This window comes from Billgrantia aerodenitrificans (assembly GCF_021404405.1).
In the GTDB taxonomy this organism is placed as follows: domain Bacteria; phylum Pseudomonadota; class Gammaproteobacteria; order Pseudomonadales; family Halomonadaceae; genus Halomonas; species Halomonas aerodenitrificans.
The window spans coordinates 1-16049 of the sequence record NZ_JABFTV010000015.1 but is presented as its reverse complement, the minus strand read 5'-3'; the positions used below and the strand labels follow the sequence as shown (position 1 = coordinate 16049).

Genomic DNA, 16049 nt, shown 5'->3' with positions numbered 1-16049 from the left:
TACGATAGCGTGCCGTGCCTGCGCTGTCAGGCGGCGCGAATGCCGCTGTGACGCAGCAGTGGCTCGACGCTGGGCTCGCGACCGCGGAAGGCGCGGAACAGCGCCGCGGCGTCGCGAGCGCCACCCTGTTCGAGGATTTCGCTGCGGAAGCGCTGGCCGGTCTCGGCATCGAAGATGCCGGCCTCCTCGAAGGCGCTCCAGGCGTCGGCAGAGAGCACTTCGGCCCATTTGTAGCTGTAGTATCCCGCCGCATAGCCGCCGGCGAAGATATGGCTGAAGCCGTTCTGGAAGCGGTTGAAGTCGGCCTTGGGCACAACCGACACGGCGTTGCGCACTTCGTCGAGCAGCGCCTGCACCTCGGCTGCCGTAGGGGCGGTCAGCTCATGATGGAGGCGCAGATCGAACAGCGAGAATTCGAGCTGGCGCACCAGACCCATCGCCGACTGGAAGTTCTTGGCCGCCTGCAGGCGCTCCAGCAGTTCGGCGGGCAGTGCCTCGCCGCTGTCGACATGACCGGCAATCAGATCGAGCCCTTCACGTTCCCAGCAGTAGTTCTCCATGAACTGGCTGGGCAGTTCCACCGCATCCCACGCCACGCCGTTGATGCCGGAAACGTCGGCCACCGTCTGCCGGGTCAGCATGTGGTGGAGGCCATGGCCGAATTCATGGAACAGGGTGGTGACCTCGTCATGGGTGAGCAGGGCCGGCCGGTCGCCCACCGGGCGGGTGAAGTTGCAGGTCAGGTAGGCGACGGGCAGTTGCAGTCCGCCATCTTCCCGGCAGCGGCGCACCCGGCACTCGTCCATCCAGGCGCCGCCGCGCTTGCCCTCGCGGGCGTAGAGGTCGAGATAGAAGCCGGCAATCGGCTCGCCCTGCTCGAGAATGCGGAAATAGTGCACCTCGGGGTGGTAGCGGGGGGCTTGCAAGTCTTCCTCGACGGTGACGCCGTAGAGCCGTTCCACCACCTGGAACAGCCCATCCACGACCCGGGGGGCGGGAAAGTAGGGGCGCAGCTGCTCCTGGGAGATGGCATGGCGCGCTTCGCGCAGCTTCTCGCTGACGTAGCCGATGTCCCAGGGAGCGAGCTCGGTCAGGCCCAGGGTATCGCGGGCGTAGGCTTCGAGTTCGGCGAACTCCTCCCGTGCCTGGGGCACCGCTCGGCGGGCCAGATCCTCCAGGAAATCGAGCACCTGGCGTGGCGATTCGGCCATCTTGGTGGCCAGCGAATAGTCGGCGTAGCTGGCGAAACCCAGCAGCTCGGCCAGTTCACGGCGCAGGCGCAGCGTCTCCTCGATGATCGGGGCGTTGTCGTACTCGCCGGCGTTGGGGCCCTGGTCCGAAGCGCGGGTAACGAAGGCGGTGTACACCTCACGGCGCAGCTCGCGGTCGTCGGCGAAGGTCAGCACCGGATAGAAGCTTGGAAAGTCGAGGGTGATGCGATAGCCCTTCGCCCCCTTGGCCTCGGCGTTGGCGGCAAGCGTCGCCAGGCCGCTCTCGGGCAGGCCGACCAGCCTGGCTGCATCGTCGATGTCCTTGTGCCAGGCCTGAGTGGCGTCGAGCAGCTGGTTGGAGAAAGTGTTGGAAAGCTCCGACAGGCGCGATGTGATTTTGCCGTAGCGCTGCTGCTGGGCCGGCGGCAGATCGACACCGGCAAGGCGGAAGTCGCGCAGGGCATTGTCGACGCTGCGGCGCTGCGCCTCGTCCAGCTCGGCCCAGGCGGGCCCCTCCTTGAGGGCCTGCCAGGCACGGAACAGCCCCTCGTGCTGGCCCAGCCAGGTGCTGTAATCCGAAAGCTTGCCCAGACAGGCCTGATGGGCCTCGCGCAGGGCCGGCGAGTTCATGGTGCCGTTGAGGTGCTTTACCGGCGACCAGGCCCGCGACAGCCGGTCGTTGAGTGCCTCGAGCGGTGCGGCCAGGCTGTCCCAACTGGGCGTCTCCTGCTCGGCGCGTTCGACCAGCGCCTCGATGTCGGCGCGACTGTCGGCCAGCAGCTTGTCGATGGCCGGTACCACGTGCTCCGGCTTGATCTCGGCGAAAGGGGGCAGCTCGTGGGATTCAAGCAGGGGGTTGTGGGACATGCGCACCTCGGGCGTAGTGGATATGAGAGCGTAGTGGATATGGGAGCAGAATAGCGATTAGATGCGGCCAGGTGTCACGGGTTTCAATCCCGCCGGGGATTGGTCGCGGAGTGTCGGCCTGATAGGCTTGCGCCTCCACGAAAGTCGAGGCAACGGCATGAATGCAACCCTGGAGCGCTGGAGCACGCGGCGCGCCTTCATCCTGGCGGTGACCGGCGCAGCCGTGGGCCTGGGCAACATCTGGCGTTTTCCCTACATCACCGGCGAAAACGGTGGGGCTGCCTTCCTGGTGCTCTACATCGCCTTCGTGCTGCTGCTGGGGTTACCCGTGATGATGGCCGAGATCATGATCGGCCGGGCCGGCCGGCGCGCGCCGATGCAGGCGCTGGGTTATCTGGCCGGGCAGGCCGGAGCCAGCCCTCACTGGCGGCTGCTGGGGTTGTTCGGTGCCTTTACCGTCTTTTGCATCCTGTCGTTCTACTCGGTGGTGTCGGGCTGGTCCATCGAGTTCTTCGTCACTGCGGTGAACGGCGGTTTCGTGGGGCTGAGTGCGGCCGAGGTCGGCGCCGGCTTCGAGGCCTTCCTCGCCGACCCGCTGCGCATGACCTTCAATCACACGCTGTTCCTGTTCATGACCATGACCGTGGTGGCGGCCGGCGTGGCCAAGGGGCTGGAGCGGCTCAACAACCTGCTGATGCCGCTGCTGTATCTGCTGCTGGTGCTGTTGGCGCTCTATGCCGCCACCACCGACGGTTTCGGCCCGGCGCTGGCATGGCTGTTCATGCCGGACTTCTCGGCTATCACACCACTGGTGGTGCTGCATGCCATGGGTCATGCCTTCTTCACCCTGGCGGTGGGGGCCTGCGCGCTGATGGCATATGGCGCCTACATGCCGGAGCGCCAGAGCCTACCGCGCGCCGCCGCTGCCGTGGCGGTGCTGGACGTGAGCGTGGCGCTGCTGGCCGGTATCGCCATCTTCTCGGTGGTATTCTCTCAGGGATTGGACCCCGGCGAGGGGCCCGGCCTGATGTTCGTCACCCTGCCTATTGCCTTTGCCGAGCTGCCCTGGGGGGCGCTGTGGCTCAGCGTGTTCTTCCTGCTGCTGTTGCTGGCGACCTGGACCTCGTCGATCAATCTGGCCGAGCCGATGGTGGCCACGCTGCAGGGGCTGGGGTTCGGTCGTGGCAAGGCCACTGCGGCGGTCGGCATCGCCGTGTGGCTGCTTGGTCTGCTGTCGGTGCTGTCGTTCTCCGCCCTGGCCGAATGGCGGCCGCTGTTCGGGATGAACGCCTTCGACCTGATGACCACCATTCCCACCGAGATCTTCCTGCCGGTGGGTGGGCTGCTGATCGCCATCTTTGCCGCCTGGGTGATGCCGCGAGGCGATGCACAGGCGGCGCTTGGTGTGACTGCGCCCAGCTTTGTATTGTGGCTAACGGTGTTACGCTGGATCTCGATTCCCCTGACGGTCGTGGTACTGGCGGCCGGGCTGCTGTAACCATTCGATGTGACCGGCGCATAAGCCGGGCTGGAGGTTTGCATGAGCGTCAACGATCCCCTGCGCAGCTGGCAGGGCAAGCGCCCCACTCTGGGCGCGCGGGTCTACGTGGATCCGGCCTGCGTGGTGCTGGGTGACGTGGTGCTGGGCGACGACTGCTCGGTGTGGCCCATGGCGGTGATCCGTGGCGACATGCACCGTATTCGCATCGGCGCGCGTACCAGCGTGCAGGATGGCAGCGTGCTGCACATCACCCACGCCAGCGATTTCAACCCGGGCGGATTCCCGCTCACCATCGGCGACGACGTCACCATCGGTCACAAGGCGATCCTGCACGGCTGCACGCTGGGCAATCGCATCCTGGTGGGCATGGGGGCCATCGTGATGGACGGCGCCGTGGTCGAAGACGAGGTGATCATCGCCGCCGGTGCCGTGGTGACCCCGGGCAAGCGCCTCGAGAGCGGTCATGTCTACGCCGGTAACCCGGCCAAGGCGTTGCGTCCGCTGAAGGAGAGCGAGCGGCAGTTCTTTCCCTATACCGCCGGCAACTACGTCAAGCTCAAGGATCAGTACCTGGCTGAAGCAGGAACGACTGCCACATGACGGAAACCTTGGGGTTCATGGCGGCGGTCATCGGCCTGCTGATCACACCCGGGCCCACCAATACCCTGCTGGCGGCCTCGGGCAGTCAGCGCGGCATGCGTGCATCGGTGAGCCTGATTCCTGCCGAATTGGCCGGCTACCTGTTGGCGATCGCCCTCTGGGGCAGCGTGCTGGGCAGCCTGGGGGAGCGGTGGGAGTGGCTGTCGGTGACACTGCGCATCGCCAGTGCGCTCTATATCGCTTACCTGGCGTTGCGCATGTGGCGCAGTGCCACTGACTTGGAGGTGGCTGCCAGGGTCGTGGTGAGCCACTCGGGGCTGTTCCTGGCCACGCTGCTCAACCCCAAGGCGTTGCTGTTCGCCGCAGCGATCTTCCCTCAAAGCGCTTTCCGCGGGCCCGTCGAATTCGTGCTGCCTGCGCTGCTCTTCAGCCTGCTGCTGATACCGATAGCCGCGCTCTGGATCGCGTTCGGCACTGCCGTGGCCGGCGGTCGCTTGAGGTGGCTATCGCCCTTCGTCATTCAGCGCGGTGCCGCTCTGGTACTGGCCGGTTTCTCCCTCTCTCTGGGATGGAGCACGCTGCACTGAGACAAGCCGGCGCTCTGTCGGGCATTGTCTTCGGTTGCGTCGACAAGCGATAATCTGGCTTTTTATCCAGTAGAGGGCTTGTCCCGGCATGGCCGATTTCCGCACCCATCTTGGCGTGGCCGCCGCCGGCGGCGCCGTACTGGCCCATGGCGGTTGGCAGGTAGGGCTGTGGGAGCTGTGGCAGGGCGGGGTCGTGTTCGGGCTGGTGACCTTCGGGGGCATCCTGCCCGACATCGATGCCGACAGTTCCAAGGCGATTCGCCTTATCTTCAATCTACTGGCGGTGCCCAGCGTGGTGCTGGGAGCGCTGCTGTTGCAGGGGCATCTGGCCCCGGGCTACTTGCTGGTGGTGTGCGGTCTGCTCTATCTCACGGTGCGCTACGTTGCCGGTGGCGTATTCAGTCGCTTCACCGTGCACCGGGGCATCTGGCATTCGCTGCTGGCCGCCGCTCTGTGCGGGCTGGCGGCGGCAGCGGTGAGTTACCAGCTGTTCGTTCAGCCTGCCCGGTTGGCTTGGGTGCACGGTGTTGCCGTCTGCCTCGGTTTCGTCATCCATCTGGCACTGGATGAAATCTACAGCGTCGATCTCACCGGGGCGCGCATCAAGCGTTCCTTCGGCACGGCGCTCAAGCCTCTCGACATTCAGTCTCCGGGCAACTCGCTGGCCATGCTCATGGCCGGCATGGCGCTGCTGCCATGGCTGCCGGCCTGGTCAGCGCTGCTGGAGTTGCTGGCTCAGGGCGTGGCCTTGTGGCGATAGTCCTCGGCCTTGAGACCGTACTTGCGCAGCTTGTCGTAGAGCGTCTTGCGCGGCAGCCCGAGATGTTCGCAGACCTCGGTGATCCTGCCGCGATGGCTGACCAGCGACTGGCTGATCAGGCTCTTCTCGAACAGCTCCACCTGCTGCGGCAGGGCCAGCTCGGCGACGTCCGATTCGACGCCCTCCAGCAGCATGTCGATCCGGTAGTCGAAGGCCGAGCCGAGCAGCACATAGCGCTCGGCCAGATTGCGCAGTTCGCGTACGTTGCCCGGCCAGTCGTGGGCCATCAGCGTCGAGACGCCGCTGGTGCCCAGCGGCGGCGCTTCCAGACCGCTGCGATTGGAGGCGACCACGGCAAAGTGCTGGAAGAGTAGGGGGATGTCCTCGCGCCGTTCGCGCAGAGGCGGGAGCGGCAGGGTGACCACGTTGAGACGGTAGTAGAGGTCCTCGCGGAACTCACCGGACTCGGCGGCGAGCTTGAGGTCGACCTTGGTGGCGGCGATGACGCGAATGTCGAGCGGGATGTGTTCGTTGGCACCGAGGCGTTCGATGCAGCGCTCCTGCAGCACGCGCAGCAGCTTGACCTGCAGTGCCAGCGGCATGGACTCGATCTCGTCGAGAAAGACCGTGCCGCCGTTGGCATGCTCGAACTTGCCGATGCGCCGCTCCACGGCGCCGGTGAAGGCGCCCTTCTCATGACCGAACAGCTCCGATTCGATGATGCTTTCGGGCACGGCGCCGCAGTTGATGGCGACGAAGGGATGTCCGCCGCGAGGACTGCGTTCGTGGATGGCACGGGCCACCAGGTCCTTGCCGGTACCCGTTTCGCCGAACAGCAGCACGTCGGTCTCCACCTGAGCAATGCGCTGTACCATGGAGGCGAGTCGATGAATCGCCGGCGTTCTCCCCACCAGGCGCGGCCCAGGCGCAGCCTGTTGGGCTTCCAGCTCGGCCTTGAGCTGGCGGTTTTCCAGGCTCAGGCGACGCTTGTCGATGCCGCGGCGTACCATCTCGACCAGCCGCTCGCCGGCAAACGGCTTCTCCAGAAAGTCCCAGGCGCCCTCGCGCATGGCTTCCACGGCGGTGGAGATGTCGCCATGGCCGGTGATCAGGATGACCGGCAGGTCCGGGTCGCGTAGCCGTACCTCGCGCAGCAGCGCCATGCCATCCATGCCTGGCATGCGGATGTCGCTGACGATCACACCGGGAAAGTCGGGAGTGAGTGTTTTCAGGGCGCTCTCGGCGCTGGCGTAGGGCTGTGGCTGGTAGCCGGCCAGTTCCAGGGTCTGGCCGGCGGTGATGCGCAGGTGGGGTTCGTCATCGATGATCAGTACCGGGATGGGCGCCGGGTCATGCATGGGATTGCTGCTCCTGGATTGGCGATGGCTGAGCGTCGTCGGGTTTCTCCATTCGGGGCAGGGTAATGGTGAAGCGTGCCCCGGCGCCAGGTACGTTGCTGGCATCGATGTTGCCGCCCAGATCCCTGATGATACGCGCCGATATGGAAAGTCCCAGCCCCAGCCCGCTGCCCGGCGACTTGGTAGTGAAGAAGGGCTCGAAGATCCGTGCCAGGTGTGCTTCGGGAATGCCGGGGCCCGAATCGCTGACGCCGATGAATACCCGCTCGTCTTCGACCTCGACGCTGAGAATGAGAGTGGGCTCGGGCGTTTCCGCCATCGCCTGGAGCGCATTGCCGATCAGGTTGACCAGCACCTGTTCGAGACGCACCAGATCGGCATGGACCCAAACCTCATCACCCCAATCCCGCACGACCTCGACGTCGTGCAGTCGATTCTGATAGAGCCGCAGGGCATACCGGAAGCAGGCCTGAACCGAGACCGCTGTCAGCGAGCTGCTGCTCTTGCGTGAGAACTGGCGCAGCTGGGCGCTGATTTCCGCCATGCGCTCGGTCAGCTCGACGACCTGGGCCAGATTGGCGTCGGCAGCCTCCAACCGCTGGCGTTCGAGAAAGGTACGGGCATTCTCGGCATAGGCGCGAATGGCGGCCAGCGGCTGGTTGAGCTCATGATTGATACCGGCCGCCAGCTGGCCCAGCACGGCGAGCTTGGCGGCCTGGATCAGCTCGTCGCGGGTCTGGCGCAGATTCTCCTCGGCGCGACGCCGCTCTTCGATCTCGTCCGAAAGCAGCCGGTTGGTTTCCATCAGATCGTGGGTGCGCAGCTCGACGTTGCGCTCCAGCTCGTCGCGCGCCTGGGCCAGGGTGCGGCGTTCACGCTCGGCAAATAGTTCGCGCTCACGGCGCAGGCGCCAGCGCTGCCAGCCTATGCCGCCTGCCAGCACCACGACGCCATACAGGCCGCCAGCCAGTGCGGCGGCAAGCCACTGCGCCTGATAGACGCTGCCCAGGGGCTTGAGGATATGCATGTCCCAGTCATAGGCTTCCAAGTGGCGGGACAGCCCCAGGTAGCTCTCTTCCGCCAGCGGGCCGGTGTCGAATCTCACCAGTCGGCTGCCATCGGGACGCTGCTCGTAGACATCGATGCCCGAGGGCGACAGGGGTTCGTCGGCGTAGCGTCGGGCAGCCAGCAAGTTCTGACGCTCTGTTTCCGTGAGGGGCAGCAGCGCCGCCATGCGAAGCTCGGGACGGCTGGCCATGAAGATGATGTTGTCCTGATCGGTGACCAGCAGTTCGGCATCCTGCTCAGCCCAGCTCTCCTCGACTTCATCGAGCAGGACCTTGATGACCATGACGCCATCCGGACGCGCGTCCGGGGTCGTTTCGTCCAGCCAGACGGGAGCGGAGAAGTAGTAGCCGCGCTCGAGTGACTGGGTGCCCAGACCGAAGAAGCGGCCGCGACCGCCCTCTATCGCGTCGGTGTAATAGCTGCGAAAGGAGTAGTTGTGGCCTATGAAGGTGTTCTCCATATGCCAATTGCTGGCGGCCAGCGTCGTGCCATGACGATCGAGCAGGTAGACGTCGGAGACGTTGGCAATGGCGCGGAACTGGTCGAGCAGCCGGTTGAGCGGCATCGGGTTCTGCTCGCCGTGTCCGCTGAGAAAGCGCTTGATCATCTCGCGTGAGGAGAGCAGCTGCGGAAGGTAGTCATGGCGGGTCAGATGCCCCTCCAGCCCGGCGGCCGAGAGGCGCAGTTCGTTCTCGGCTTCCCGTACCAGGGTCTGCAGGGCCTGTTCGCGCGCTACCTGGGAGGCCTGCCAGGTGACCAGCACGAGTCCGAGCGGCAGCAGCAACAGCAGCAGCCGGCGTAGCGGTACCGACAGGCGGGGTGGTCGATGGGGACCTTTCACTCGATCATTACCTGCAGCTAGACTTCCGGTAGTGCCTGGGCGCGTCGCAGAGCCCGCTGGGCGCGGGTTTCGGCACGCTCCATTTCCAGTAGCTCCTCCTCGACGAAGACGAGGTGTTCGTGGGAGCGCGCTCGGGCGTCCTCGGCACGGCCTTCGAGAATGGCGTCGAGCAGGGCGCGGTGCTGCTTCATCAGCATGGGACGCGACTGGGGCTTCTCGAATAGGTGGGCCAGATTGTCTACGATGCTCTTTTCCAGCAGGTGGAAGATGCCACGAATGGTGTGCAGCAGCAGCACGTTATGCGCCGCCTCGGCAATGGCCAGGTGGAAGGCGGCATCTGCCTTGGCCTCGAGTTCGGGGTCGCGGCCGGCAAAGCATGCCTCCAGCTCCTCGAAGCGCTTGATCAGCATGGCGCGGTCGGCCGGGGTGGAGCGCAGCGCCGCATAGTAAGCCGAAATGCCTTCCATGGCGTCGCGGAACTCGAGCAGATCGAGGTGAAACTCCTGATGCCTGGCCAGCATGTCCAGCAATGGGTCGCTGTAACCGCTGTTGAGCTCGCGCGTCACGAAGGTACCGCCGCCCTGACGGCTGGTCAGCAATCCTCGGGTGGCCAGCTTCTGAATCGCCTCGCGCAGCGAAGGACGCGAGACGCCAAAACGCTCGGCCAGTTCCCGCTCGGGGGGCAGGCGCTGGCCGGGCTTGAGGCTGCCTTCGAGTATCATCGCTTCGAGCCGTTCGGTGATGACATCTGCCAGTCGTGGTTGGCGTACGTTGTGGTAGGTCATGCGAGGCTATCCTGGAGCCTTTCGGCTTTAATTGGTCTTACCAATATTGGCGCTAATCTCGCTGTCTTGCAATCCGCTTTTGCACTTTGCGCAAAAGGTCCACTGACATCGACAGTTCTTTAGTTGTGTTGTAGACCAAAGTCTATGCCAGTAAAGCGATTAAGGAAGGCCTCGTCGTTGACACTGTCAGTAGTGCCCCCTAAGGTTCAACGACCTCAGTCAGGTAAATTGGTTTTACCAATTTTTCTTGGCGTGATTCCAACAATCCGCAAGACCGCCACTGCCCACAGGCCGACAGTGAGGGAGCCTCATGACGCCAGTCAAGCTGTACCCACCCAAGCCGGAGAAGGTCTACTTCTTCGGCACCTGCTTGATCGACCTCTTTTACCCCGAAGCAGGAATGGACGGTATCCGTCTGCTCGAGCGTGAAGGGGTCGAGGTGGTTTACCCCCAGGCGCAGACCTGCTGCGGCCAGCCGGCCTACACTTCCGGTTATCACGAAGAGGCGCGTGCGGTGGCGACGGCACAGCTCGATCTCTTTCCCGAGCCCTGGCCGATCGTCATTCCCTCGGGCTCCTGTGGAGGCATGATGCGCACCCACTATCCGCAGCTCTTCGCTGGCACCGAGCACGAGGCTCGGGCCAACGAGGTGGCTGGGCGCATCTATGAGCTCACCGAGTTCCTGCTGCATGTGTGTCAGCTCAGGCTCGAGGATCGCGGGCAGCCGGAAAAAGTGGCCATGCATACCTCGTGTAGCGCCCGGCGCGAGATGGGGCTGGGGGAAACCGGGCCCGCGCTGCTCGCCCGCATGGGGCAGGTCGAACTGGTGGAGCAGGCTCGTGCCACCGAGTGCTGCGGTTTTGGCGGTACCTTCGCCGTGCGCCACCCGGAGGTCTCCGCGGCCATGGTGGAAGACAAGACCCAGGCCATCGAGGCGACCGGGGCGAAGCGCTTCATTACCTCGGACTGCGGTTGCCTGATGAATATTGCCGGGCGCTTCGAGCATCAGGGCAAGGCGGTTTCCGGTGAGCACATCGCCAGCTACCTGTGGCGGAGGACCTCATGAGCGCTTCCGAAGTACAGACGTTCACTCCCCGCGAGTTCCATCGCCAGGCCCACGATGCCCTGGGCAATCCTCAGATACGCGCCAACTTTCGCAAGGCGATGGATGGCCTGATGTCCAAGCGCCGCGACGTCTTCAGCGACTGGGATCTCGAGACCCTGCGCGAACTCGGCGCCAACATCCGCCTGCGTGCATTGGCCAAGCTGCCCGACCTGCTCGAACGGCTCGAGGCCAACTGTCAGGCCAACGGCATTCAGGTGCACTGGGCCGAGAACGGCGACGAGGCGTGTCGCATCATCCGCGAGATCTGCCAGCGCCACGGGGCGAAGGCGGTGATCAAGGGCAAGTCGATGGTCTCCGAGGAGATGCACCTCAATGCCCACCTGGAGGAGGCGGGCATCGAGGCGCTGGAGTCCGATCTCGGCGAATACCTGGTGCAGCTCAACGAGCAGACGCCTTCACACATCATCATGCCGGCGATCCATCTCAATACCGATGAGATCTCCGACATCATGCATGCCAAGACCGGCACCGAGCGCACCCGTGACGTCGACTACATGACCGCCGCCGCGCGGGCTCAACTGCGCGAGCGCTTCATGGCTGCTGACGTGGGCGTCTCGGGGGTCAACTTTGCCGTGGCCGAGACCGGCACCCTGTGCCTGGTGGAGAACGAGGGCAACGGCCGCATGACCACCGCCGTGCCGCCGGTGCACATCGCCGTGACCGGTATCGAGAAGGTGGTCGAGCACCTGCGCGACGTGCCGCCGCTCTATGCGCTGCTGACCCGTTCGGCCACCGGTCAGCACGTCACCACCTACTTCAACATGATCAGCTCGCCGCGCAAGCCCGGCGAGCACGATGGGCCGAATGAAGTCCATCTGGTGCTTGTCGACAGCGGTCGCTCCAGCATCTATCAGGACGACGAGCTGCTCGACACCCTGCGCTGCATTCGCTGCGGTGCCTGCATGAACCACTGCCCCGTATACACCCGGGTCGGCGGGCATACCTACGGCACCACCTATCCCGGCCCCATCGGCAGCATTCTGATGCCACACATGATGGGCCTGGAGGCGACCAAGGACCTGCCCACCGCGTCGAGCCTGTGCGGCGCCTGTGGCGAGGTGTGTCCGGTCAAGATTCCGATTCCCGACCTGCTGGTGCGCCTGCGTCGCGAGGCGGTGGGTGAGGGGCGCGGCAACGTGCCCGGTGCCGGCGTCAAGCGGACGAAGAAAGAAGTGGCGGCGTGGAAGGGCTTTCAATGGCTGGCCACTCACCCCGGCGCCTGGCGCAGCAGTACGGCCATTGCCGGTAAGCTGCAGGCACTGATGCCCTCGAAGCTGGGGCCGTGGACGGAATACCGCACCGCGCCCAAGCCGGCCAAGGAGTCACTGCATGCCTTGGTTAAACAGCACAAGGCCAAGCGCCATCAGGCAGGAAAAGCCGATGAGGATGGGGAGAAGCGTTCATGAGTGCCCGCGACAACATTCTCAAACGCCTGCGTGAGCGTACCGACGGCCCGCTGACGGCGCCGCAGAGCGATTTCGCCGTGGTCACCGGACGCGGCTGGAGCCGAGAGGAGCGGTTGGCCCGCTTCGAGCGTTGGATCACCTCGGTGCATGGCGAGGTGATCCACACGTCCCGTAGTGGCTGGACCGCTGCATTGGCCGAGGTGCTCGCGGCCAAGGGCATTCGCCGTCTGGCCCTGGGGCGTGAGCACCCCGTCGCCACCGAGGCGCGAGCCGCCCTGGCCGAAGGCGAAGTCACCCTGATCGACGCCGACCGCGATATCGAGTCCTGGCGGCACGAGCAGTTCCACGACACCGATGCCGGCCTGACCTCCACTCGCGGGGCCATCGCCGAGACCGGCAGCCTATGGCTGTGGCCGACCCCCGACGAGCCGCGTCTGCTGAGCCTGGTGCCGCCGATCCACATCGCCGTGCTCGATGCCGACACCATCGAAGATACCTTCTTCGACGTGGTCGAAGCCCACGGTTGGGCCGGCGACATGCCTACCAATGCGTTGCTGATCTCGGGGCCGAGCAAGACCGCCGACATCGAACAGACCCTGGCCTATGGCGTCCACGGCCCGCGGGAGTTGGTGGTGCTGCTGCGCCACGCCGAGGAGCGCCCATGAACGACGCGACGAAGGCGCCTGCTGCTGATGCCTGGCAGGCGCTCAAGCAGGAGCTGCTCGCGATCATGCCCGCCGAGCGGCTGATCGACGATCCGCTGCGCACCCTGACCTACGGCACCGACGCCAGCTTCTACCGGCTCATTCCCAAGCTGGTGGTGCGTCCCGCCGATGAGGATGAGCTGATGGCGGTGCTCGCCGGTTGCCGCCAGCGCGAGCTTCCGGTCACCTTCCGCGCCGCCGGCACCTCGCTCTCGGGCCAGGCTGTCACCGACTCGGTGCTGATCCAACTGCGCGAGGGCTGGCGCGGCCACGAGATACTCGACAATGGCCGGGCCATCCGCCTGCAGCCCGGTGTCATCGGCGCCCGGGCCAACCAACTGCTGACTCCCTTCGGGCGCAAGATCGGCCCCGACCCGGCCTCCATCAACAGCTGCATGGTGGGCGGGATCGCCGCCAACAATGCCTCGGGCATGTGCTGCGGCACGGCGCAGAACAGCTACCGCACGGTGCGTGACATGCGCGTGATCCTGGCTGACGGCACCCGCCTGGACACCGCCGACCCGGCCAGCCGCGAGGCGTTCCGGCGCAGCCATGCCGAACTCGTCGAGGGGCTCGAGCGGCTCTCCGCCGAGACCCGGGCCAACGCGGCGCTGGCCGAAAAGATCCGCCACAAGTACCGGCTCAAGAACACAACTGGCTACGCGCTCAACAGCCTGGTCGACTTCGACGACGGCATCGAGATCCTCAAGCACCTGATGATCGGTTCCGAGGGCACGCTCGGCTTCATCAGCACGATCACCTACGACACCGTCATTGACGAGCCCCACAAGGCCGCGGCGCTGGTCTTCCTGCCCGACATGGCCACTACCTGCCGCGCCACCATCGCGCTCAAGCCGGCCCCGGTCTCGGCGGTGGAGCTGATGGATCGCGCTGCGCTGCGCTCGGTGGAGAACAAGCCGGGCATGCCCGAGGGGCTCAAGCATCTGCCCGAAGGGGCTGCGGCGCTGCTGATCGACGTGCGCGGCAACGACGAAGCGGAGCTTCAGGCACGGCTCGAGGCGGTGCAGGCCATCTTCGAGGGCATCCACACCCTGGAGCCGGTCACCTTCACGCAAGAGAAGAGCCTCTACGAGCTCTACTGGAAGATCCGCAAGGGGCTCTTTCCCGCCGTAGGTGCGGTGCGCGACACCGGTACTACTGTGATCATCGAGGACGTCGCCTTCCCCATCGAGCGTCTCGACGAGGGCGTGCTGGCACTCACCGAGGCCTTCCAGCGCCACGGCTATCCCGAGGCGATCCTGTTCGGCCACGCCCTGGAGGGCAACCTGCACTTCGTCTTCCCTCAAGGCTTCGAGAAGCCCGGCGAGGTGGAGCGCTATCAGGCGCTGATGGACGAGGTGGCACAGCTGGTCGGCGTCGAGTACGGCGGTTCGCTCAAGGCCGAGCACGGTACCGGGCGCAACATGGCGCCCTACGTCGAGCTGGAGTGGGGCCCCGAGGCCTACGCGCTGATGTGGCAGATCAAGGCGCTGTTCGACCCGGAAAACCTGCTCAACCCCGATGTCATCCTGAGTCGCAATCCGACTCTGCACCTGGAGAATCTCAAGCCATTGCCGGCAGCCGACCCCATCGTCGACAAGTGCATCGAATGTGGCTTCTGCGAGCATGTCTGCCCCTCGCGGGATCTCACGCTCACACCGCGGCAGCGCATCGTCGCCGCCCGTGAAATGGCCAGGCTCGAAGCGCTGGGCGAAAACCTCGACGGCGAAGAGGCCGAGCGGCTCGAGCGGTTGCGCAATGACTACCGCTACGCCGGTGACGAAACCTGCGCCGTCGACGGCCTGTGCGCCACCCAGTGCCCAGTGGGTATCAACACCGGCGAGCTGATTCGCGAGATGCGCCGCGAGCGGTTGGCGCCGCATGCCAATATGGCGCGCCGGGTGGGGCGCCATTTCTCCGGCACCACGCGGCTGGCACGGGGCATGCTGAACCTTGCTGGTGCCGGGCGCGCCGTGCTGGGCGAGAAGGGTCTCTCCAAGGTGAGTGGCACCATCACCCGAGCCAGCGGCGGCAAGGTACCCCAGTGGATACCCACCCTGCCCAAGGCGGCCCCGGTTCGCGTGCTCAAGCGCAAACCCGCGGCCGATAGCGTGCGTGACAAGGTGGTCTACTTCCCTTCCTGCGCCACCCGTGTCTTCGGCGCCGGCCATGGCGACGGCGGTCGTTCGATCATGGAGATCACCCTCTCGCTGCTGGAGAAGGCCGGCTTCGAGGTGATCGTGCCGGAGATGCCGGGGCATCTCTGCTGTGGCATGGCATTTCAGTCCAAGGGCCAGTTCGAGGAGGCGACGCACAAGGCGCGCGAGCTCAACCGCGAGCTGCTAATGGCCAGCCAAAATGGCCGCTACCCGATCCTCAGCGACACCAGCCCCTGCGTGCTGCATATGCAGGGGCGGCTGGACGAGCGCTTGACGGTACAAGAGCCGGTGGCTTTTGCCCATGATCATCTGCTGCCACGCCTCGACGTCACTCAGCTCGACGAGCGTGTAGCTGTGCACGTGACCTGTTCGAGCACTCATATGGGCCTGGGCGAGCGCATGGTGACCTTGGCGCGAGCCTGTGCTCGTGAAGTGGTAGTACCAGCCGAGATCACCTGTTGCGGTTTTGCCGGGGACAAGGGGCTTGTCACGCCGGAGCTCAACGCCTCGGCCCTGAAGGGCCTTGCCGAGCAGGTAGGGGAGTGCGATGCGGGTTACTCCAACTCGCGCACCTGCGAGATCGGCCTGTCGCTGCATGGTGGCATCCCGTATCGTTCGATCCTGTCCTTGCTCGACCGGGCCAGCCGCGAGCGCAGAGAAGCGGTCGAGACGGCCTGAGCCGTCCACACGAACCATCCACAGCCCTCGCCCGCGAGCGGCTGTGGATAGTTCGCTCGCCCGCGTCATGTCATCGCTTCGCCATCATCCTGAAATATTTTTACAGCCGGCTCTTGCGGGGCTCGGGGGAAAACCGTAAAGTACGCATCCGCTGCCGGTGACGAGCAACGTTGCAGGCGGTGGGGAGAGTGGTAAGTGGTTGTCGTTGTTTGAGTTTTCCGATTCGCTTCGCAAAATTCGCACTTGACGCCCACAGCGGATTCGGTAGAATGCGCCTCACTCGAAAGCAAGTCCGGAAGCGGGCTTGCGGTCGCCGGCTCAGGCCGGTCTTCGATGTCAGGGTCACCTCGGTGACGGCCTCGAAGAGAGTTGACAAACTCCGGCGCTTCAGTAGAATA

The 16049-nt window shown here is 65.2% G+C and carries 12 protein-coding genes; 8 read left to right on the top strand and 4 right to left on the bottom strand.

Annotated features, from left to right (window positions below; translation table 11 throughout):
• Positions 1-26 precede the first annotated feature (26 nt).
• Positions 27-2078 (bottom strand): oligopeptidase A, encoded by a 2052-nt coding sequence (gene prlC / locus HOP59_RS21695; protein WP_010626440.1) that lies wholly within the window; start codon positions 2076-2078, stop codon positions 27-29.
• Positions 2079-2235: 157 nt separating this feature from the next.
• On the opposite strand from prlC, the gene HOP59_RS21690 reads away from it, so the two are divergent.
• The 4 genes from HOP59_RS21690 (at position 2236) to HOP59_RS21675 (ending at position 5526) form a co-directional block, all read left to right on the top strand.
• The gene (locus HOP59_RS21690) at positions 2236-3576 is read left to right on the top strand and encodes a sodium-dependent transporter (RefSeq protein ID WP_010626441.1); all 1341 of its coding nucleotides are present in this window, start codon (positions 2236-2238) and stop codon (positions 3574-3576) included.
• 42 nt (positions 3577-3618) lie between these two features.
• A complete protein-coding gene (locus tag HOP59_RS21685; protein ID WP_234255565.1) occupies positions 3619-4179 on the top strand; it encodes a gamma carbonic anhydrase family protein in 561 nt (186 codons plus the stop codon).
• On the top strand, positions 4176-4766 hold the full coding sequence (locus HOP59_RS21680) for a LysE family translocator (RefSeq protein WP_234255564.1): 591 nt from the start codon (positions 4176-4178) through the stop codon (positions 4764-4766). Before HOP59_RS21685 ends, HOP59_RS21680 begins: the two co-directional genes overlap by 4 nt.
• 88 nt (positions 4767-4854) lie before the next feature.
• Positions 4855-5526: a metal-dependent hydrolase gene (locus tag HOP59_RS21675; protein ID WP_234251798.1), complete on the top strand. Its 672-nt coding sequence runs from the start codon at positions 4855-4857 to the stop codon at positions 5524-5526.
• Here HOP59_RS21675 and HOP59_RS21670 read toward each other — a convergent pair.
• From HOP59_RS21670 to HOP59_RS21660, 3 genes are read right to left on the bottom strand one after another with little or no spacing between them, the layout of a single operon-like run.
• The gene (locus tag HOP59_RS21670) at positions 5502-6884 is read right to left on the bottom strand and encodes a sigma-54-dependent transcriptional regulator (protein ID WP_103970248.1); all 1383 of its coding nucleotides are present in this window, start codon (positions 6882-6884) and stop codon (positions 5502-5504) included. The two genes, HOP59_RS21675 and HOP59_RS21670, sit on opposite strands and share 25 nt — an antisense overlap.
• Positions 6877-8793, bottom strand: coding sequence for a sensor histidine kinase (locus HOP59_RS21665; RefSeq protein WP_234255563.1), 1917 nt, complete (start codon positions 8791-8793; stop codon positions 6877-6879). Before HOP59_RS21665 ends, HOP59_RS21670 begins: the two co-directional genes overlap by 8 nt.
• A 17-nt stretch (positions 8794-8810) precedes the next feature.
• Positions 8811-9578: a GntR family transcriptional regulator gene (locus HOP59_RS21660; RefSeq protein WP_234255562.1), complete on the bottom strand. Its 768-nt coding sequence runs from the start codon at positions 9576-9578 to the stop codon at positions 8811-8813.
• Positions 9579-9888: 310 nt separating this feature from the next.
• Here HOP59_RS21660 and HOP59_RS21655 point away from each other — a divergent pair, with 310 nt between their 5' ends.
• Genes HOP59_RS21655 through HOP59_RS21640 form a run of 4 tightly spaced genes read left to right on the top strand, consistent with a single transcriptional unit; the run spans position 9889 to position 15651 of the window.
• Entirely contained in the window at positions 9889-10644 is a 756-nt protein-coding gene (locus HOP59_RS21655) for a (Fe-S)-binding protein (RefSeq protein ID WP_234255561.1), read from the top strand.
• Positions 10641-12110, top strand: coding sequence for a LutB/LldF family L-lactate oxidation iron-sulfur protein (locus HOP59_RS21650; protein ID WP_234255560.1), 1470 nt, complete (start codon positions 10641-10643; stop codon positions 12108-12110). Before HOP59_RS21655 ends, HOP59_RS21650 begins: the two co-directional genes overlap by 4 nt.
• The gene (locus HOP59_RS21645) at positions 12107-12775 is read left to right on the top strand and encodes a LutC/YkgG family protein (RefSeq protein ID WP_010626450.1); all 669 of its coding nucleotides are present in this window, start codon (positions 12107-12109) and stop codon (positions 12773-12775) included. Before HOP59_RS21650 ends, HOP59_RS21645 begins: the two co-directional genes overlap by 4 nt.
• Positions 12772-15651 carry an FAD-binding and (Fe-S)-binding domain-containing protein gene (locus tag HOP59_RS21640; RefSeq protein ID WP_010626451.1) on the top strand — a complete coding sequence of 960 codons (2880 nt, stop codon included), beginning with the start codon at positions 12772-12774 and terminating at the stop codon, positions 15649-15651. Before HOP59_RS21645 ends, HOP59_RS21640 begins: the two co-directional genes overlap by 4 nt.
• Positions 15652-16049: the final 398 nt, after the last annotated feature.